We start from the raw sequence: 14,755 nt of genomic DNA on the forward strand, positions 1-14,755 counted from the left end.
GCCCCCGCCGGTGGTTGAGGTGCGAGGCCGCCCGCGGCCGAGCCTCGAAACCACCCGCCCCGGTTCACCGGACTGTGCCGGGCACAGCCCGCCTCGTGGGGCCCGGAGGTTTCGAGGCTCGGCGCCGGGGCGCCTCGCACCTCAACCACCGGAAGTCCGGCGAAGCGAACCCAGGGCCTGCCGCCAGGCGGACTGTGCCATCCACCGGAGCCAACCGCGTGCGCGGCAGCGTGGCGCCCGCGCCGGAGGCGCGTCGAGGGCAAGTGCGGGCCGAACTTGCGAGTGCCTGCGCGCCGCCCTCGACAGGCGACACGCTCGCGCAAATCAATCCAGGGGTGCCCCCGCCGGGACTCGAACCCGGAACTCGCCGCTTTTAAGGCGGCTTCCTCTGCCAGTTGGGATACGGGGGCGGGCGACGGCCGGGGCCGTGTCAGGTGTTCACAGGTAGGTCTGGCGGGGGTAGATCGCGTGGGCGCCGGCGACGCGGTCGAGGAAGAGGAAGCCGTCGGTGTGGTCGATCTCGTGCTGGAGGGCGCGGGCCTCGAAGGCGTCGGTGGAGAGCTCGACCTCCTCGCCGGTCAGCGGCAGCTGGCCACGGACGGTGAGGCGGGAGGCGCGCTTCACGTCGCCGGTGAAGTCGGGGACGCTCATGCAGCCCTCGCGGGCCTTCTCGTTGCGGCTGGACGCGACGACCTCGGCGTTGCAGAGGACGAAGGTGCCGTGGTGGGTGCGGGTCTTGGGGTGCTCGGTGACGTCGACGCAGAACATCCGTACGCCGACCCCGACCTGGTTGGCGGCGAGGCCGACGCAGCCGGGGCTGACGCGCATGGTGGCGACGAGGTCGGCGGCGAGCTGGACCATGTCGGCCGCGGTGGGGTCGACGTCGGCGCCGCGCTCGGAGAGGACACCGGCGGGGGCCGTCACGACGTCGAGGACACGGCCCTCGACGCCGAGCTCGGCCTCGGTCCAGGCCGCGACACGTTCGCTGCTCACAGCTCGTCGGCCTCCACCGGGCGCAGCGTGGCGGTCACGCCGACCCGCTCCGCGGCGGCACGGATCGCGGCCTCGACGCCGGTGGCGTCGGCGCCCTCGGGCAGCGCGATCTCGGCGACGAGCAGGTAGAGGTCGCCGGAGAGGCGGGTGGTGAGGTCGGTGATGTTGCCGCCGGCCTGGGCGACCTGGCCGACGACCTCGGAGACGATGCCGGGACGGTCGCCGCCGTGGACGGTCAGCACCCACGAGGTGCCGCCGGAGCCCGGGGCGACCTCGTCCACGACCGGGCGGACCGACACGTCCAGGTCCCCGCCGGCGGCGAGCGGCGCGAGGGAACCCTCGACGTCGGAGGCCGCGACGGCGCCGCGGCACAGCAGCATCATCGCGAAGTGCCCGCGCAGGAGGGTCATCGTCGAGTCCTCGATGTTGAGGCCCAGCCCGGCGAGGCCCGCGGTGGTCTCGGCGATGATGCCCGGCCGGTCGTGGCCGATGACGGTGACGGCGTACAGGTCGTTGCTCACCGGGCCATCATCCCAGCCTCAGTCGCCGGCGAGCTCCCGGGCACGGCGGAACACCTCGTCGGTCATCGGCGCGGTGAGCCGGCCGGTGAAGGTGTTGTGCTGGCTGGGGTGGAAGCAGCCGAGCAGCGTCACCTCGCTGCGGCGGGTACGACGGGAGGCCGGTGCCAGCGCCACCTCGGCGCCGTGGCCGAACTTCGGGCGCGGGCGGGGCACGGTCCAGCCGGCCCGGCCGAGCGCGTGGAGGGAGGCGTTCCAGCCGATCGCGCCGAGGGCGACGACGACGCGCACCGACGGCGCCAGGATCGCCAGCTCGCGGTCGAGCCAGCCGGCGCAGCTCTCCCGCTCCTGGGGCGTCGGCTTGTTGGCCGGCGGGGCGCACCGCACGGGGGCGGTCATCCGCAGGCCGTGCAGCTCGAGGCCGTCGTCGATGCTGGTGCTGGTCGGCTGGTTGGCGAGGCCGACACGGTGGAAGGAGGCGACCAGCCAGTCCCCCGACTGGTCGCCGGTGAACATCCGGCCGGTGCGGTTGGCGCCGTGGGCGGCGGGAGCGAGGCCGATCACGAGGATCCGCGCGTCGACCGGGCCGAAGCCGGGGACGGGGCGGCCCCAGTACTCCTCGTCGGCGAACGCGGCCCGCTTCTCGCGGGCGACCAGCTCGCGCCAGGCGACGAGGCGGGGGCACTTCCGGCAGCGGACGACGCGCGCGTCCAGCCGCGCCATCGCCTCGCCGGGGTCGCTCACCGCAGCGACCAGGCGATCCCGTCGAGGATGTCGGTCTCGGCGACCCGGATCGTCGGCACGGCGACCTCGCCGAGCACCCGCGAGACGATGAGCGCGCCGGCGTCGATCACGTCGGCGCGGCCGGGGTGCATCCAGCCGAGGGCGCGCCGCTGGGCGACGCTCATGCCGAGCAGCCGGCCGACGAGGCGCTGCACGTCGGCGACGGCGAGCTCCTGGCCGTGGATGGCGTCGCGGTCGTAGGCGGGCAGGTCGAGCACGCCGGCGGCGATGGTGGTGCTCGTGCCGGCGACCGCGACGACCGTCGCGGCGGCGGCCGGGTCGACCGGGCAGGCGGCCAGCGCGGCCTCGACGTCGCTGACGACGTTGGCGATCTCCACCACGTCGATCGGGTCGTGCCGCACGTGGCGCTCGTGCAGCCGCACCGAGCCGACGTCCATCGAGTGCGCGGCGCTCGGCCCCGTGGCGGGGTCGCCGAGGATGAGCTCGGTGGAGCCACCACCGACGTCGACCACGAGCACCGGTCCGGCGAGGTCGGGACCGATGCCGCGGACGGCCCCGTCGAAGGCGAGCCGTGCCTCCTCCTCGCCGGAGAGCACCTCGGGCGCGACGCCGAGCCGGGCGAGGACGCCCTCGGTGAACTCGGCGGCGTTGCCCGCGTCGCGGGTGGCGGAGGTGGCGCAGAAGCGGACCTTCGTGGCCCCGGCGTCGCGGATGATCGCGGCGTACTCGTCGATCGCGGCGAACGCGCGGTCGAGCGCCTCGGGCGCGAGCACGCCGGTCGCGTCGACGCCCTGGCCGAGGCGGATCATCCGTGCCTCGCGGCGCACCCCGTCGGGATCGCCGGCGGGGTCGCCGACGAGGAGCTTGATGGTGTTGGTGCCGCAGTCGATCGCGGCGATCGGCTCGCCCATCAGCGGCTCATCAGTCGGCGGCGACGGCCTCGTCGACCGTCACGCACGGGCCCTTGGCCCACCAGTCGCCGAGCAGCTCGAGGACCTCGTCGCCGAGGGGGTTCACGCCCGGGCCGGCCGCGAGGGCGTGCGCGGCGAGCACGTGCAGGCACTTCACGCGGTTGGGCATGCCGCCGGCGGAGATGCCCTCGATCTCGGGCACGTCGAAGCCGCCGGCGCGGGCGACGGCGGCGCGGTCGGCGAGGTAGGCCTCGTGGGCCTGCTGGTACGCCGCGGCGAGCTCGGCGTCGGTGCCCAGCCGGTCCTGCATCTCCTTCATCACGCCCTCGGCCTCGAGGGTTCCGATGCGGGCGTTCGCGCGGGGGCAGGTCAGGTAGTAGGTCGTCGGGAACGGGGTGCCGTCGGGCAGCCGGGGCTCCGTGGTCACCACGTCCGGGTTGCCGCACGGGCAGCGGTGCCCGATGTCGTGCACCCCGCGCACGGGTCGACCGAGCTGGGCGGCCATCACCGCCTCGTCCTTCTCGCGCTCGGTCACTCTGACGGGTCCTCCAGGTCTTCCTTGGGCGCCCGGATCTCGTTCTTCGGGGCGGGCACCCTCGTGGGCGGGTTGCCGGCGACCTTCACCGAGTCCCAGGCGTCCTCGTACCACGCCCGCTCGTCGGGGTCGTCCAGCCGCGAGGGGTCGCTGAGCTCGGCGGAGGCGTCGATCGGCTTGCCGTCGGGCCCGATGGCGACGAACGGCGTCTCGCCGCGCGGCACGTACCCGAAGCGGGCGCGGGCCTGCTGGCCGACGTACGCCGGGTCCTGCCAGCGCTCTTTCTCGCGCTTGAGCTCGGCGATGTTCTCCTTGCGCTCGTCGATCTGCGCCTGGAGCTGGTCGATCTCCTCGCGCTGCTGCAGGTAGGCCCGCAGCGAGGACGCGTAGGAGACCGCCAGCACGGCGAGCACGAGCACCAGGATCGCCGCCCGGCCGGTGAGCCGGGAGCGGCGCTGGTGCTCGGCGCGGGCGCGGACGAGCGCGGCCTGCCGGTCGCGGGCGGCCTGCTTGCGCTGGGCCTTGAGGCGCTCGGCGTACCGCGGACCGGACCGCCCCGATGCGGGGCGGCCCGGCTTGCGGGACGTTCGGCGCTCGTCGGCCACGGCTGGCTCCGGGTCAGCCCTGGTAGCGCGGGAAGGCCGCGGCGCCGGCGTAGCGCGCGGCGTCGCCGAGCTCGTCCTCGATGCGCAGCAGCTGGTTGTACTTCGCGACGCGGTCGGAGCGGGCCGGGGCGCCGGTCTTGATCTGGCCGCAGTTGGTCGCCACCGCGAGGTCGGCGATCGTGGTGTCCTCGGTCTCGCCCGAGCGGTGGCTCATCATGTTGCGGTAGCCCGCACGGTGGGCCAGGTCGACGGCGTCGAGGGTCTCGGTGAGCGAGCCGATCTGGTTGACCTTGACCAGCATCGCGTTGGCCTGGCCGCCCGCGATGCCGCGCTGCAGGCGCTCCACGTTGGTGACGAACAGGTCGTCGCCGACGAGCTGGGTCTTGTCGCCGAGCTCCTCGGTGATGGTCCGCCAGCCGTCCCAGTCCTCCTCGTTGAGGGGGTCCTCGATGGAGACGATCGGGTACGCGCCGACGAGCTCGGCGTAGTAGGCGGTCATCTCGGCGGCCGTGCGGGACTGGCCCTCGAAGGTGTAGGCGCCGTCGGCGTAGAACTCGGTGGCGGCCACGTCGAGCGCGAGCGCGACGTCGGAGCCCAGCGTGTAGCCGGCCTTGTCGATCGCCTCGGCGATCAGGTCCAGCGCCGCGCGGTTGGACTCGAGGTTCGGCGCGAAGCCGCCCTCGTCGCCCAGGCCGGTGGAGAGGCCCTTGGCCTTCAGCACCGACTTCAGCGCGTGGTAGACCTCCGCGCCCATCCGCAACGCCTCGCGGAAGGTCGGCGCGCCGATCGGGGCGATCATGAACTCCTGGATGTCGACGTTGGAGTCCGCGTGGGCGCCACCGTTGAGGATGTTCATCATCGGGACCGGCAGCAGGTGGGCGTTCGGGCCGCCGACGTACCGGTAGAGCGGGAGGTCCGCGGAGTCGGCGGCGGCACGCGCCACGGCGAGCGAGACACCGAGGATCGCGTTCGCGCCGACCTTGCCCTTGTTGGGGGTGCCGTCGGCCTCGAGCATGGTCTGGTCGATGAGCCGCTGGTCGGCGGCGTCGAGGCCCTCGATGGCCGGGCCGAGGGCCTGGATCACGCCGGTGACGGCCTGCTGCACGCCCTTGCCGGCGTACCGGTCGCCGCCGTCACGCAGCTCGACCGCCTCGAAGGCGCCGGTGGAGGCGCCGCTGGGCACCGCCGCCCGCGCGAAGGATCCGTCGTCGAGGAGGACCTCCACCTCGACAGTGGGGTTGCCGCGCGAGTCGAGGATCTCGCGGGCGCCGACGGCTTCGATGGCTGCCACTTCTCTTGTGCCTTCCGGTGCGGGGAACGTCGCACGCCAGCCTAGTGCTCCCGGGGCCCGCGTCCGGGAAGCGACCACCGCGCGTTCACCGGCGGGGTAACTTTCCGACGAGTCACCCCTGCGAGGAGCTGCTGTGCACGACCTGCTCGACCCGATGAAGAACCCGGTCACCTACGCGGTGCCGTTCTTCTTCCTCACCATCGCCATCGAGCTGGCCGCCCTGAAGTGGCTGGACCACGACGACCCGGTCAGCGGCCGCGAGCCGACCGGCTACGAACGCCGTGACGCCCGGACGTCGATCTCGATGGGCGCCATCTCGCTCTTCTTCACGCTGGCCTTCAAGATCGGCTCGTTCGTCGTCTACTCGCTGGTCTTCGTCCACCTCGCGCCCCTCGAGCTGCCCACCGACGCGTGGTGGTACTGGCCGGCGGTGATCCTCGCCGTCGACCTCGGCTACTACGGCTCGCACCGGTTCGTGCACCGGGTCAACATCGGCTGGGCGGGCCACCAGGCCCACCACTCCAGCGAGTACATGAACTTCGGCACCGCGCTGCGGCAGAAGTGGAACCCCTGGTTCGAGTTCTTCTTCTGGCTGCCGCTGCCGTTCCTGGGCTTCGCCCCGTGGACGATCTACGTCGCGTTCGGCTTCAACCTGATCTACCAGTTCTTCGTGCACACCGAGACGATCGGGAAGCTGCCGCGGCCGATCGAGTTCGTGTTCAACACCCCGTCGCACCACCGGGTGCACCACGGCTCGGACCCGGAGTACCTCGACAAGAACTACGGCGGGATCCTCATCATCTGGGACCGGCTGTTCGGCTCCTTCCAGCCCGAGCTGCACCGGCCGACGTACGGACTGACGAAGAAGGTCGAGACCTACAACCTCCTCACGCTGCAGTACGGCGACTACGCGCAGATCACCCGCGACGTGCGGAGGGCCCGGTCCTGGCGCGAGCGGGCGGGCTACCTCTTCGGCCCGCCGGGCTGGACGCCGGAGCCGGTCGAGCACGCGGAGCAGGCAGAGCCGGCCGGGGCGGGCAGCCAGGGCTGACCGGGGAAGGAGCCGGGCTCAGGCGTCGAGGCCGAGCTCGCCCATCCGCTCCATGTGCCGCTCGGTGAGCCGGGTGAACATCCGGCCCATCGCGGCCAGGTCGAGGCCGGGGCGGTCGACCCCGCCGGAGAGCAGCGCGGTGAGCGCGTCGCGGTCGGCGGCGACCCGCTGGGCCTGGGTGAGCGCCTCCCCCATCAGCCGGCGCCCCCACAGGGCGAGCCGGCCGTGCAGGCGGTGGTCCTCGGCGATGGCCGCGCGCACCCGGTCGACGACGAACGCGGCGTGGGTGCCGGTCTCCATCGAGGTGATGACCAGGTCGCGGGTGGCCGGGTCGAGGTAGGCCGCGATCTCGCGGTAGAAGTCGTTGGCCAGCCCGTCGCCGACGTAGGCCTTGACGAGGCCCTCGTACCAGTCGGCGGGGGCGGTGTGGCGGTGGAACTCGTCGAGCGGCTCGCGGAAGGGCTCCATCGCCACGAACGGGTCGGCGCCGAGCTCGCGGATCCGGTCGGACAGCGCGTGCACCTTGGTGAGCTCGGTGCTCGCCATCGTCGCGAGGTCGACCTTGTCGGCCAGCGTGGGCGCCAGCTTGGCGTCCTCGGCAAGGCGCTCGAAGGCGGAGATCTCGCCGTACGCGATGACCCCGAGCAGGTCGACGACGGCCTCGCGGTAGGCCGGGTCGGCGTCGGCGGAGGACAGCGTCGCGTCGGCAGATTCAGCCATGGGAGCAGGCTACAAGTACACTGGAGGTCGGCGAGAGCCAGTCCGATCCCCCGATCCGGACCGGCACCGCCCGGGCACCCGCCCACGTATGTGCGCGGCTGAGTGTGAATCGGCCGCTTTGACTCTGGCGCCTGCCACCCCGGCCGACGACACTCACGAAAGCGAACAGAACACTGACTTCCAACGACATCACCGCTGCGTCCACCGAGCCCGCCGAGACCGTGGAGACCACGGACCCGGCCGTGAAGCCCACCTTCCGCGACCTCGGTGTGATGCCGCAGATCTGCGACGCGCTCGACCGCGCCGGGATCACCCACCCGTTCGCCATCCAGGAGATGACCCTCTCCGTGGCGCTCATGGGCACCGACCTCATCGGCCAGGCCCGCACGGGCACCGGCAAGACCCTCGCCTTCGGCATCCCGGTCATCCAGCGCAGCATCGCGCCGACCGACCCCGACTACGCCGAGATCCCCGAGGGCAAGCCGCAGGCGCTCATCGTGGCCCCGACCCGCGAGCTCGCGCTCCAGGTCTCCAGCGACCTCCACCTCGCCTCGGCCGACCGCGGCCTGCGCGTGCTGACGGTGTACGGCGGCGTGGGCTACGAGCCGCAGATCGAGGCCCTCGAGACGGGCGTGGACATCGTGGTCGGCACCCCCGGCCGCCTGATCGACCTCGCGAACCGCCGCGTCCTCGACCTCTCCCACGTGCACGCCCTCGTGCTCGACGAGGCCGACGAGATGCTGGACCTCGGCTTTCTCCCCGACGTGGAGAAGCTGCTCCGGCTCACCCCCGAGACCCGCCAGACCATGCTGTTCTCGGCCACCATGCCCTCGGCGATCGTCGCGCTGGCCCGCATCCACATGCGCCACCCGATGAACATCCGCGCCGAGTCGTCGTACGAGAACGCGACGGTGCCCGCCACCGCGCAGTTCATCTACCTCGCCCACGACCTCGACAAGCCGGAGATCATCGGCCGGGTGCTGCAGGCCGAGGACGCCGGCAAGGTCGTCATCTTCACCCGCACCAAGCGCCAGGCCCAGCGCGTCGCCGACGACCTCGTCGAGCGTGGCTTCAAGGCCAGCCCGCTGCACGGCGACATGGCGCAGGTGGCGCGCGAGAAGGCGCTGACGAAGTTCCGCGAGGACAAGATCCAGGTCCTCGTCGCGACCGACGTCGCGGCCCGCGGCATCGACGTCGCCGGCGTCAGCCACGTCATCAACTACACCTGCCCCGAGGACGACAAGACCTACGTCCACCGGATCGGCCGCACCGGCCGCGCCGGCGCGTCGGGCATCGCGATCACGCTGGTCGACGCGACCGACGTGCACCGCTGGAAGATGATCAACAAGGCGCTGGACCTGCCGTTCGACGAGCCGGTCGAGACCTACTCCACCTCCGAGCACCTCTACCACGACCAGGGCATCGCGCCGGGCACGAAGGGGCGCATCGCTCCCCCGGCCCCGCCGGCTCCCCGTGGCGACCGCGGTGACCGTGGAGACCGTGGCGAGCGTTCCGGTGACCGCGAGCGTCGCTCCGGCGGCGAGCGCAACCGCAACCGGACGCGCACCCGGACCCGCACCCGCGGCGGCCAGCCGGTCGAGGGTTCGACCGAGGGCAGCGGCACGACCGAGGCGAAGGACGGCGGCTCCGAGCGACCCGCCGGCGCCAGCCGCAACCGTCGCCGTCGTCGCCGCAGCAGCGGTGGCGGCCAGGGCGGCCAGCAGCAGGCCCAGCAGCAGGCCCAGGGTGGTCAGGAGCAGGGCGGCTCCGCGGAGACGCAGTCGGCCTCGGCCTGACCTCCGGTCCTCCGGGACCACGAACAGCTGACCGCCTGGGGCTCCGGCCCCGGGCGGTCGTGTGTTTCCGGGTGCCGGGTCTGCCGGGTCAGGTCAGGGTCAGGCGGTGACGACGACCGTCGTACCGACCGGGGCGAAGTCCCAGAGCGCGATCGCGTCGCGGCGCGCCTGGCGGATGCAGCCGTGCGACTGCGGTGTGCCGAGCTCGGCGCGGGTCTGCACCGGCTTCCCGTCGTCGACCGGGATCGTGTGGAAGCCGATCGCCGCGCCGCCGGTGCCGTGGGTGAACCGCACGAAGTACTCCATCGTCCCGGAGTCGTCGATGCCGATCGCGTGGCGGCTGCGGGAGAACACCTCGTAGGTGCCCTCGAAGAGGTTGTCGGTCAGGCTGCCCGAGACGAGGTAGGTGCGCACGACCTTGCCGGCGTCGTCGACCAGCCACACCCGCTGCTGGCCCTCGCTGAACACGATGCGGCGGCCCTCGCCGGAGTCCGGCGGCAGGCTGGTCGTCCCGGACACCGCGGCGACGCGGGTGCCGTCGACGTCGACGAGCGCGCGGCTCGGCGTCGGCTTGCGGGTCTCCTCCGAGCGCGCGGAGGTGCCCGCGACGGCCGGCCCCGCCTGCTGCGGCTGGGCGACGGAAGCGGCCGCGTCGGAGCGGTCACCGCCGGCCGGCAGCAGGCCGAGCCCACCGGCGACCGCCACGGCGGTCACGGACAGGGCAGCACCGAACGCGGTGATCCGGCCGTAGCGCGGGCGGGTCCTGCTGGCCCTGCGCTTGCCGGCGACCGGCGCCTTGTGCCGCCCCTGCCGCGGGGCCCGGTGTGCACCCATCGGTCAGCGGGCCGCCCGGGCGAGGAGGGTGCCGGCGACCTCGCGGTAGGCCTGCGCGCCCTTGCTGGAGCGGCTCGTCGCGAGGATCGAGCGTCCGGCAGCCGGCGCCTCGGCGAACTTGATGGTCTTCGGGATCGGCGGCTCGACGACCTCGAGGTCGTAGGTCTCGGAGATCGTGTCGAGCACCGCGCGTGCGTGGTTGGTCCGGCCGTCGTACAGGGTCGGCAGCACGCCCCAGACCTCGAGGTCGCGGTTGGTGAAGCGTCGTACGTCGTGGACGGTGTCGAGCAGCTGGCCGACGCCGCGGTGCGACAGCGTCTCGCACTGCAGCGGGACCAGCACGCCGGTGGCGGCGGTGAGTGCGGCGACGGTCAGCACGCCGAGCGACGGCGGGCAGTCGAGCAGCACCCAGTCGTAGTGGGTGCCGGCCGCGGCCAGGTCCTCCATGACCCCGCGCAGGACGTGCTCGCGGCCGGTGCGGGTGAGCAGGTCGGCCTCGGCGCGGGCGAGCTCGATGGTCGCCGGCAGCAGGTCGACGCCGTCATCGGTGGAGATGATCACCTCGTCGACCGCGGTGCCCTTGGTGAGCACGTGGTGGACCGACAGCTCCAGGTCCTCGGGGTCGATGCCCAGCGAGAAGGTCAGGCACGCCTGCGGGTCGAGGTCGACCAGCAGGACCGACTGGTCGCGCTCGGCGAGCGCCGCACCGATCGACGCCACGGACGTCGTCTTGGCGACGCCGCCCTTCTGGTTGGCGACAGCCAGGATGGTGGTGCCGGGAGCCTTCGCGTTCATCGAGGACATCATGCCGGACGCCGCGCTGCCGCGGGCGGACGCCTCCGAACTCCGGTGTGGTGTTGACTTGGGCCCATGCCGACCGCACTCGTCACCGGCGCCACCGCCGGCATCGGACTCGAGTTCGCCCGCCAGCTCGCCGGCCGCGGCCACGACGTGGTCCTCGTCGCCCGCGACTCCGCCCGGCTGGAGGCGGTCGCGAAGGAGCTGCGCTCGACGTACGGCGTCGAGGCCGAGACCCTGTCGGCGGACCTCACCGACCCCGGGCAGCTCGCGACGGTCGAGGCCCGCCTCGCCGACCGCGGCCGGCCGGTCGACCTGCTGGTCAACAACGCCGGCTTCGGGCTCAAGGAACGCTTCCTCGACAACCCGGTCGACGTCGAGCAGGCCCAGCAGGACGTGCTCGTGCGGGCCGTGCTGCGGCTGACCCACGCCGCCCTCGGCGGGATGGTCGAGCGGCACCACGGCGGCGTCATCAACGTCTCCAGCGTCGCGGCGTACCTCCCCCGCGGCACCTACAGCGCCGCCAAGGCGTGGGTGAACTCGTTCAGCCAGTGGGCGCACGCCGAGTACCGCCGCGAGGGGGTCACCGTGATGGCGCTGTGCCCCGGCTTCGTGCGCACCGAGTTCCACGAGCGGCTCGGTGTCGACCGCGACTCCTCCGCCCCGCGGCCCCTCTGGCTCGACCCGGACCAGCTCGTCCGCGAGGCGCTGGCCGACTTCGACCGCGGCCGCGCGATCTCGATCCCCTCCAAGCGCTACAAGGCGATCGTCGGCGTCACCCGCCTCGTCCCCCGCTCCGCCCTCCAGGGCCTGCAGTCCCTCGGCCGCAAGTAACCCGTCGAGACGTCACTTCTGGCTCGTCGAGACGTCACTTGGGGCGGGTTGAGTGGTCACCTGTGGCGGGTTGAGTGGTCACCTGTGACGTGTTGAAGCGTCACCAACGGCCCGTCGAGTGGTCAGGCGCGTACGTCGGCGCGACGTGACCACTCAACGGGCCTCATCTGACCAGTCGACCAGCCGGAAGTGACGTCTCGACCTGCCACAACTGACCACTCAACGAGCCAGAAGTGACGTCTCGACGAGTGGGGTGGCGCGGGGAGGGGCGGTCAGCCCTCGCCGGCGATGAAGGCGCGGACGGCGTCGGCGACGAGCTGGACGGCGATGGCGGAGAGCAGGAGGCCGGCGATGCGGGTGACGAGCAGGACGCCGCTCTCGCGGATCAGGCGCAGGATCGGCAGCGAGTAGCGCATCGCGGCCCACAGGGCGATGTGGACGAGGACGATGCCGATGGCGACCGACAGGCCGCTGCCCCAGTCGTCGATCTGCTTGACGAAGAGCATGACGGCGACGATCGCGCCGGGCCCGGCGAGCAGCGGGGTGCCGAGCGGGACCATCGCGATGTTGGCGTCGCCGCTGGCGGCGTACTCCTCCTCCTTGCCGGTCAGCAGCTCGAGCGCGATGAGCAGCAGCAGGAGGCCACCGGCGCACTGCAGCGCGGGCAGCGAGATGTGCAGGTAGTCGAGGATCTTCTGGCCGAAGAAGGCGAACATCGTGATGACCAGGAAGGACACCGCGACCGCCTGCCACGCCGCGCGCCGGGCCGTCGCGGGGGCGCGACCGGCGGTGAGCGACAGGAAGATCGGGACGGTGCCGACCGGGTCCATGATGACGAAGAGGGTCACGAAGACCTCGACGAGCAGCACGTGCTCGATCACGTCAGTTCTGCCTTTCCGATGAGAGTGGTGGGTGAGCCGAGGGACGCGGCGAGGTCGAGGATGCGCGCCAGCTGGTCCGGTGCGGTGGTCTCGCAGCCGAGGTCGTGCCCGGTCTTGCCGGTGCCGTGGTGGTCGCTGGAGCCGGTGACGACCAGGTCGAGCCGCTGCGCGATGGCGCGCAGCCGGTCGCGGGTCCCCGGGTCGTGGTCGAGGTGGTCGACCTCGATCCCGGCCAGGCCCTGGTCCCGGAGCCCGGCGATGGCCCGCTCGTCGAGCACGTGCGCCGAGCCGCGGCCCCACGGGTGCGCGAGGACGGGCACCCCGCCGGCCGCGCGTACGACGGACAGCATCGCGGGCAGCTCGGGCGCGTAGCGGTCCACGAAGGCCGGTCCGCCGTCGGCGAGGTACTCCGCGAAGGCCTGGTCGCGGTCGCGCACGACGCCGAGGCGCACGAGCAGGTCGGCCACGTGGGGCCGTCCGGTGACCTCGCTGTCGCCGGCGGAGGCGGCCAGCGCCTCCTCGGTGGCCGGGATGCCGAGCTCGCGCAGGCGGGCGAGCATCGTGGGCACGCGGTCCTCGCGGCCGCGGACGATGCGGGACAGCTCCTCCTGGAGCGCCGCGTCGCCGGCGTCGGGCAGGTAGGCGAGCAGGTGCACACCGGCACCGCGGAAGCGGGTGCTCACCTCGATGCCGCGGACCAGCGCGACGCCGGCCTCGACGGCCGCGGCGGCGGCCTCGTCCCACCCGAGGGTGGTGTCGTGGTCGGTGATGGCGACGACCTGCAGCCCCGCGGCCGCGGCAGCGTGCACGAGGTCGCGTGGGGACGCGGTGCCGTCGCTGACGCGCGAGTGGGTGTGGAGGTCGATCGTCACCAGACGAGGTTAGTGCCGCAGATTGTCTGACAACGATCCGTCGACGCGGTGAGCGTCGTCACCCTCCGCGAGCTCACCAGGGCGGTGCGGCGCCGCCGAAGGGCAGCGCGACCAGGCCCGGTCCGGTGGCGGACACGTCGCGCAGGATCCAGTCATCGCGCAGCAGCAGGATCGCCGACGCCGGCCGCAGCACGAGCCACAGCCAGCGCCCGCCAGCCTCCCCGGCGAGCACGGAGCGGTCCCACTCCCCCGGCATCGCGCTGACCGACACCGGCCACAGCCCGACCGGCCGCTGGTCGACGCGCACCCGCACCGGGGCAGGCCCCTCACCGACCTCGTGGCCGGGGTCGAGCCGCCCAGTGCCGTCGCCGGCCAGCCCCGCGACGCGCGCGCCGAAGCCGGTGCCCGGCTCCTCGCTGACGACCATCACGTCGACCGGGCCGTCGAGCTGGCTGGCCCCGGACACGCAGGTCATCGTCGCGCGCGCCTCCCCGCCCTTGGTGGCGACGGCCGCGAAGTCGCTGACGGTCCAGCCCGGGCCGAGCGGCCACGGCAGGTAGGTCGGGAACGCGACCAGCCGCTGCAGGTGGGCGGCGAAGGCGTCGTACGACGCGGCGGCGGGCCGCCAGAGGGGGGCGACGACCCCGTGCTCGGGGCAGGACCACTGGCCGTCCCCGACCTCCGCGACCGGCGCAGGGCAGCGCGGGCACTCGACCCGCACGTCGCCGCCCGACTGCTCGCTCGACATGTCCGCAACCGTGCTGCGCACGGACGGGTTCGTCAAGTACCGCAGCCGCGTGCCGCGACCGCTAGGAGTTCCAGCGCAGCAGGACGGGGGTCTCCCGCTCGTGCCCGAGCACCGACACCGTGGAGGTGTCGAGCCGGAACAGCCGGCCCTCCGAGGCCGGCAGGCCGAGCCAGCGCGCCGTCAGTGCCCGCAGCACGTGGCCGTGCGCGAAGACGAGGACCGGGCCGGACGCGGCACGGACCCGCTCCACCACCCGGTCGCAGCGCGCGGCCACCTCGTTGGCGGTCTCGCCGCCCGGTGCGGGGTGGGTCCAGATCGACCAGCCGGGCACGTCCTCGCGGATCTCGGCGGTGGTGCGTCCCTCGTAGTCGCCGTAGGACCACTCCACGAGGTCCGGCACGACCTCGGCGTCGGGGAAGCCGGCCAGCTCGGCGGTCCGTCGGGCCCGCTGACGCGGGCTGGTGAGCACCTCGGCGAAGGCCGACGCCGCAAGCCGGGCCGCGACCTCCTTCGCGCCGCGCTCGCCCTCGGGCAGGAGCGGCAGGTCGGTGGCGGAGGTGTGCCGGCCGGACAGGCTCCACTCGGTGGCGCCGTGGCGGACGAGGGTCACGGTGTCGGCCATGG

17 protein-coding genes and 1 tRNA gene are annotated in these 14,755 nt (G+C 73.2%); 3 read left to right on the forward strand and 15 right to left on the reverse strand.

Translation table 11 applies throughout. From position 1 onward, the window contains the following. Nucleotides 1-336: 336 nt before the first annotated feature. The 8 genes from NOCJ54_RS0122710 to eno form a co-directional block, all read right to left on the reverse strand. A tRNA-Leu gene (locus tag NOCJ54_RS0122710) sits at nt 337-410 on the reverse strand. A gap of 28 nt (nt 411-438) precedes the next feature. Next, complete coding sequence (gene def / locus NOCJ54_RS0122715; RefSeq protein ID WP_028657305.1) at nt 439-993, reverse strand: peptide deformylase; 555 nt, start codon at nt 991-993, stop codon at nt 439-441. After that, on the reverse strand, nt 990-1,514 hold the full coding sequence (locus NOCJ54_RS0122720; RefSeq protein WP_028657306.1) for a glycine cleavage system protein R: 525 nt from the start codon (nt 1,512-1,514) through the stop codon (nt 990-992). Before NOCJ54_RS0122720 ends, def begins: the two co-directional genes overlap by 4 nt. 18 nt (nt 1,515-1,532) lie before the next feature. Continuing rightward, complete coding sequence (locus tag NOCJ54_RS0122725; protein ID WP_232221867.1) at nt 1,533-2,255, reverse strand: uracil-DNA glycosylase; 723 nt, start codon at nt 2,253-2,255, stop codon at nt 1,533-1,535. Beyond that, nucleotides 2,252-3,166, reverse strand: a complete 915-nt coding sequence (locus NOCJ54_RS0122730; protein WP_028657308.1) for a Ppx/GppA phosphatase family protein — start codon at nt 3,164-3,166, stop codon at nt 2,252-2,254. The genes NOCJ54_RS0122725 and NOCJ54_RS0122730 overlap by 4 nt, the downstream gene beginning before the upstream one ends. Nucleotides 3,167-3,176: 10 nt before the next feature. After that, the gene (locus NOCJ54_RS0122735; RefSeq protein ID WP_051486318.1) at nt 3,177-3,671 is read right to left on the reverse strand and encodes a DUF501 domain-containing protein; all 495 of its coding nucleotides are present in this window, start codon (nt 3,669-3,671) and stop codon (nt 3,177-3,179) included. A 26-nt stretch (nt 3,672-3,697) separates the two neighbouring features. Beyond that, nucleotides 3,698-4,306, reverse strand: a complete 609-nt coding sequence (locus NOCJ54_RS29245; RefSeq protein WP_084255647.1) for an FtsB family cell division protein — start codon at nt 4,304-4,306, stop codon at nt 3,698-3,700. 13 nt (nt 4,307-4,319) lie between these two features. Continuing rightward, on the reverse strand, nt 4,320-5,597 hold the full coding sequence (gene eno, locus NOCJ54_RS0122745) for a phosphopyruvate hydratase (protein WP_028657310.1): 1,278 nt from the start codon (nt 5,595-5,597) through the stop codon (nt 4,320-4,322). Nucleotides 5,598-5,730: 133 nt separating this feature from the next. Between eno and NOCJ54_RS0122750 the strand changes: the two genes are divergently transcribed. Further along, nucleotides 5,731-6,648, forward strand: a complete 918-nt coding sequence (locus NOCJ54_RS0122750) for a sterol desaturase family protein (RefSeq protein WP_028657311.1) — start codon at nt 5,731-5,733, stop codon at nt 6,646-6,648. Between the two features lie 18 nt (nt 6,649-6,666). Here NOCJ54_RS0122750 and NOCJ54_RS0122755 read toward each other — a convergent pair whose 3' ends face one another. Then, complete coding sequence (locus NOCJ54_RS0122755; protein ID WP_028657312.1) at nt 6,667-7,368, reverse strand: ferritin-like fold-containing protein; 702 nt, start codon at nt 7,366-7,368, stop codon at nt 6,667-6,669. A gap of 272 nt (nt 7,369-7,640) precedes the next feature. On the opposite strand from NOCJ54_RS0122755, the gene NOCJ54_RS27815 reads away from it, so the two are divergent. Further along, the gene (locus NOCJ54_RS27815; RefSeq protein ID WP_232221871.1) at nt 7,641-9,164 is read left to right on the forward strand and encodes a DEAD/DEAH box helicase; all 1,524 of its coding nucleotides are present in this window, start codon (nt 7,641-7,643) and stop codon (nt 9,162-9,164) included. A gap of 99 nt (nt 9,165-9,263) precedes the next feature. Here NOCJ54_RS27815 and NOCJ54_RS28775 read toward each other — a convergent pair whose 3' ends face one another. Both NOCJ54_RS28775 and NOCJ54_RS0122770 read right to left on the reverse strand, forming a co-directional pair. Continuing rightward, a complete protein-coding gene (locus tag NOCJ54_RS28775) occupies nt 9,264-9,998 on the reverse strand; it encodes a L,D-transpeptidase (RefSeq protein WP_051486306.1) in 735 nt (244 codons plus the stop codon). Nucleotides 9,999-10,001: 3 nt separating this feature from the next. Then, the gene (locus tag NOCJ54_RS0122770) at nt 10,002-10,793 is read right to left on the reverse strand and encodes a ParA family protein (protein ID WP_028657313.1); all 792 of its coding nucleotides are present in this window, start codon (nt 10,791-10,793) and stop codon (nt 10,002-10,004) included. A gap of 75 nt (nt 10,794-10,868) precedes the next feature. Between NOCJ54_RS0122770 and NOCJ54_RS0122775 the strand changes: the two genes are divergently transcribed. Beyond that, nucleotides 10,869-11,630 (forward strand): SDR family NAD(P)-dependent oxidoreductase, encoded by a 762-nt coding sequence (locus NOCJ54_RS0122775; protein ID WP_028657314.1) that lies wholly within the window; start codon nt 10,869-10,871, stop codon nt 11,628-11,630. 272 nt (nt 11,631-11,902) lie between these two features. Here NOCJ54_RS0122775 and NOCJ54_RS0122780 read toward each other — a convergent pair whose 3' ends face one another. The 4 genes from NOCJ54_RS0122780 to NOCJ54_RS0122795 all read right to left on the reverse strand — a co-directional run bounded on the left by NOCJ54_RS0122780 (nt 11,903) and on the right by NOCJ54_RS0122795 (nt 14,753). Beyond that, nucleotides 11,903-12,511, reverse strand: coding sequence for a MarC family protein (locus tag NOCJ54_RS0122780; protein ID WP_028657315.1), 609 nt, complete (start codon nt 12,509-12,511; stop codon nt 11,903-11,905). After that, nucleotides 12,508-13,383, reverse strand: a complete 876-nt coding sequence (locus tag NOCJ54_RS0122785) for a PHP domain-containing protein (RefSeq protein WP_028657316.1) — start codon at nt 13,381-13,383, stop codon at nt 12,508-12,510. Before NOCJ54_RS0122785 ends, NOCJ54_RS0122780 begins: the two co-directional genes overlap by 4 nt. A 73-nt stretch (nt 13,384-13,456) precedes the next feature. Continuing rightward, a complete protein-coding gene (locus tag NOCJ54_RS0122790) occupies nt 13,457-14,131 on the reverse strand; it encodes a DUF6758 family protein (RefSeq protein WP_051486307.1) in 675 nt (224 codons plus the stop codon). Nucleotides 14,132-14,192: 61 nt separating this feature from the next. Further along, a complete protein-coding gene (locus NOCJ54_RS0122795) occupies nt 14,193-14,753 on the reverse strand; it encodes a histidine phosphatase family protein (RefSeq protein ID WP_028657318.1) in 561 nt (186 codons plus the stop codon). Between the last annotated feature and the right edge of the window lie 2 nt (nt 14,754-14,755).

Origin of the sequence: Nocardioides sp. J54 (genome assembly GCF_000519005.1) — a bacterium.
Taxonomy (GTDB): Bacteria; Actinomycetota; Actinomycetes; order Propionibacteriales; family Nocardioidaceae; genus Nocardioides.

What these genes read in the sequence shown, in the direction of transcription:
- NOCJ54_RS0122730 (WP_028657308.1), bottom strand. Translation starts at nt 3,166, where the DNA reads ATGGGCGAGCCGATCGCCGCGATCGACTGCGGCACCAACACCATCAAG.
- NOCJ54_RS0122735 (WP_051486318.1), bottom strand. Translation starts at nt 3,671, where the DNA reads ATGGCCGCCCAGCTCGGTCGACCCGTGCGCGGGGTGCACGACATCGGG.
- NOCJ54_RS0122755 (WP_028657312.1), bottom strand. Translation starts at nt 7,368, where the DNA reads ATGGCTGAATCTGCCGACGCGACGCTGTCCTCCGCCGACGCCGACCCG.
- NOCJ54_RS27815 (WP_232221871.1), top strand. Translation starts at nt 7,641, where the DNA reads ATGCCGCAGATCTGCGACGCGCTCGACCGCGCCGGGATCACCCACCCG.
- NOCJ54_RS28775 (WP_051486306.1), bottom strand. Translation starts at nt 9,998, where the DNA reads ATGGGTGCACACCGGGCCCCGCGGCAGGGGCGGCACAAGGCGCCGGTC.
- NOCJ54_RS0122770 (WP_028657313.1), bottom strand. Translation starts at nt 10,793, where the DNA reads ATGAACGCGAAGGCTCCCGGCACCACCATCCTGGCTGTCGCCAACCAG.
- NOCJ54_RS0122775 (WP_028657314.1), top strand. Translation starts at nt 10,869, where the DNA reads ATGCCGACCGCACTCGTCACCGGCGCCACCGCCGGCATCGGACTCGAG.
- NOCJ54_RS0122790 (WP_051486307.1), bottom strand. Translation starts at nt 14,131, where the DNA reads ATGTCGAGCGAGCAGTCGGGCGGCGACGTGCGGGTCGAGTGCCCGCGC.
- NOCJ54_RS0122795 (WP_028657318.1), bottom strand. Translation starts at nt 14,753, where the DNA reads ATGGCCGACACCGTGACCCTCGTCCGCCACGGCGCCACCGAGTGGAGC.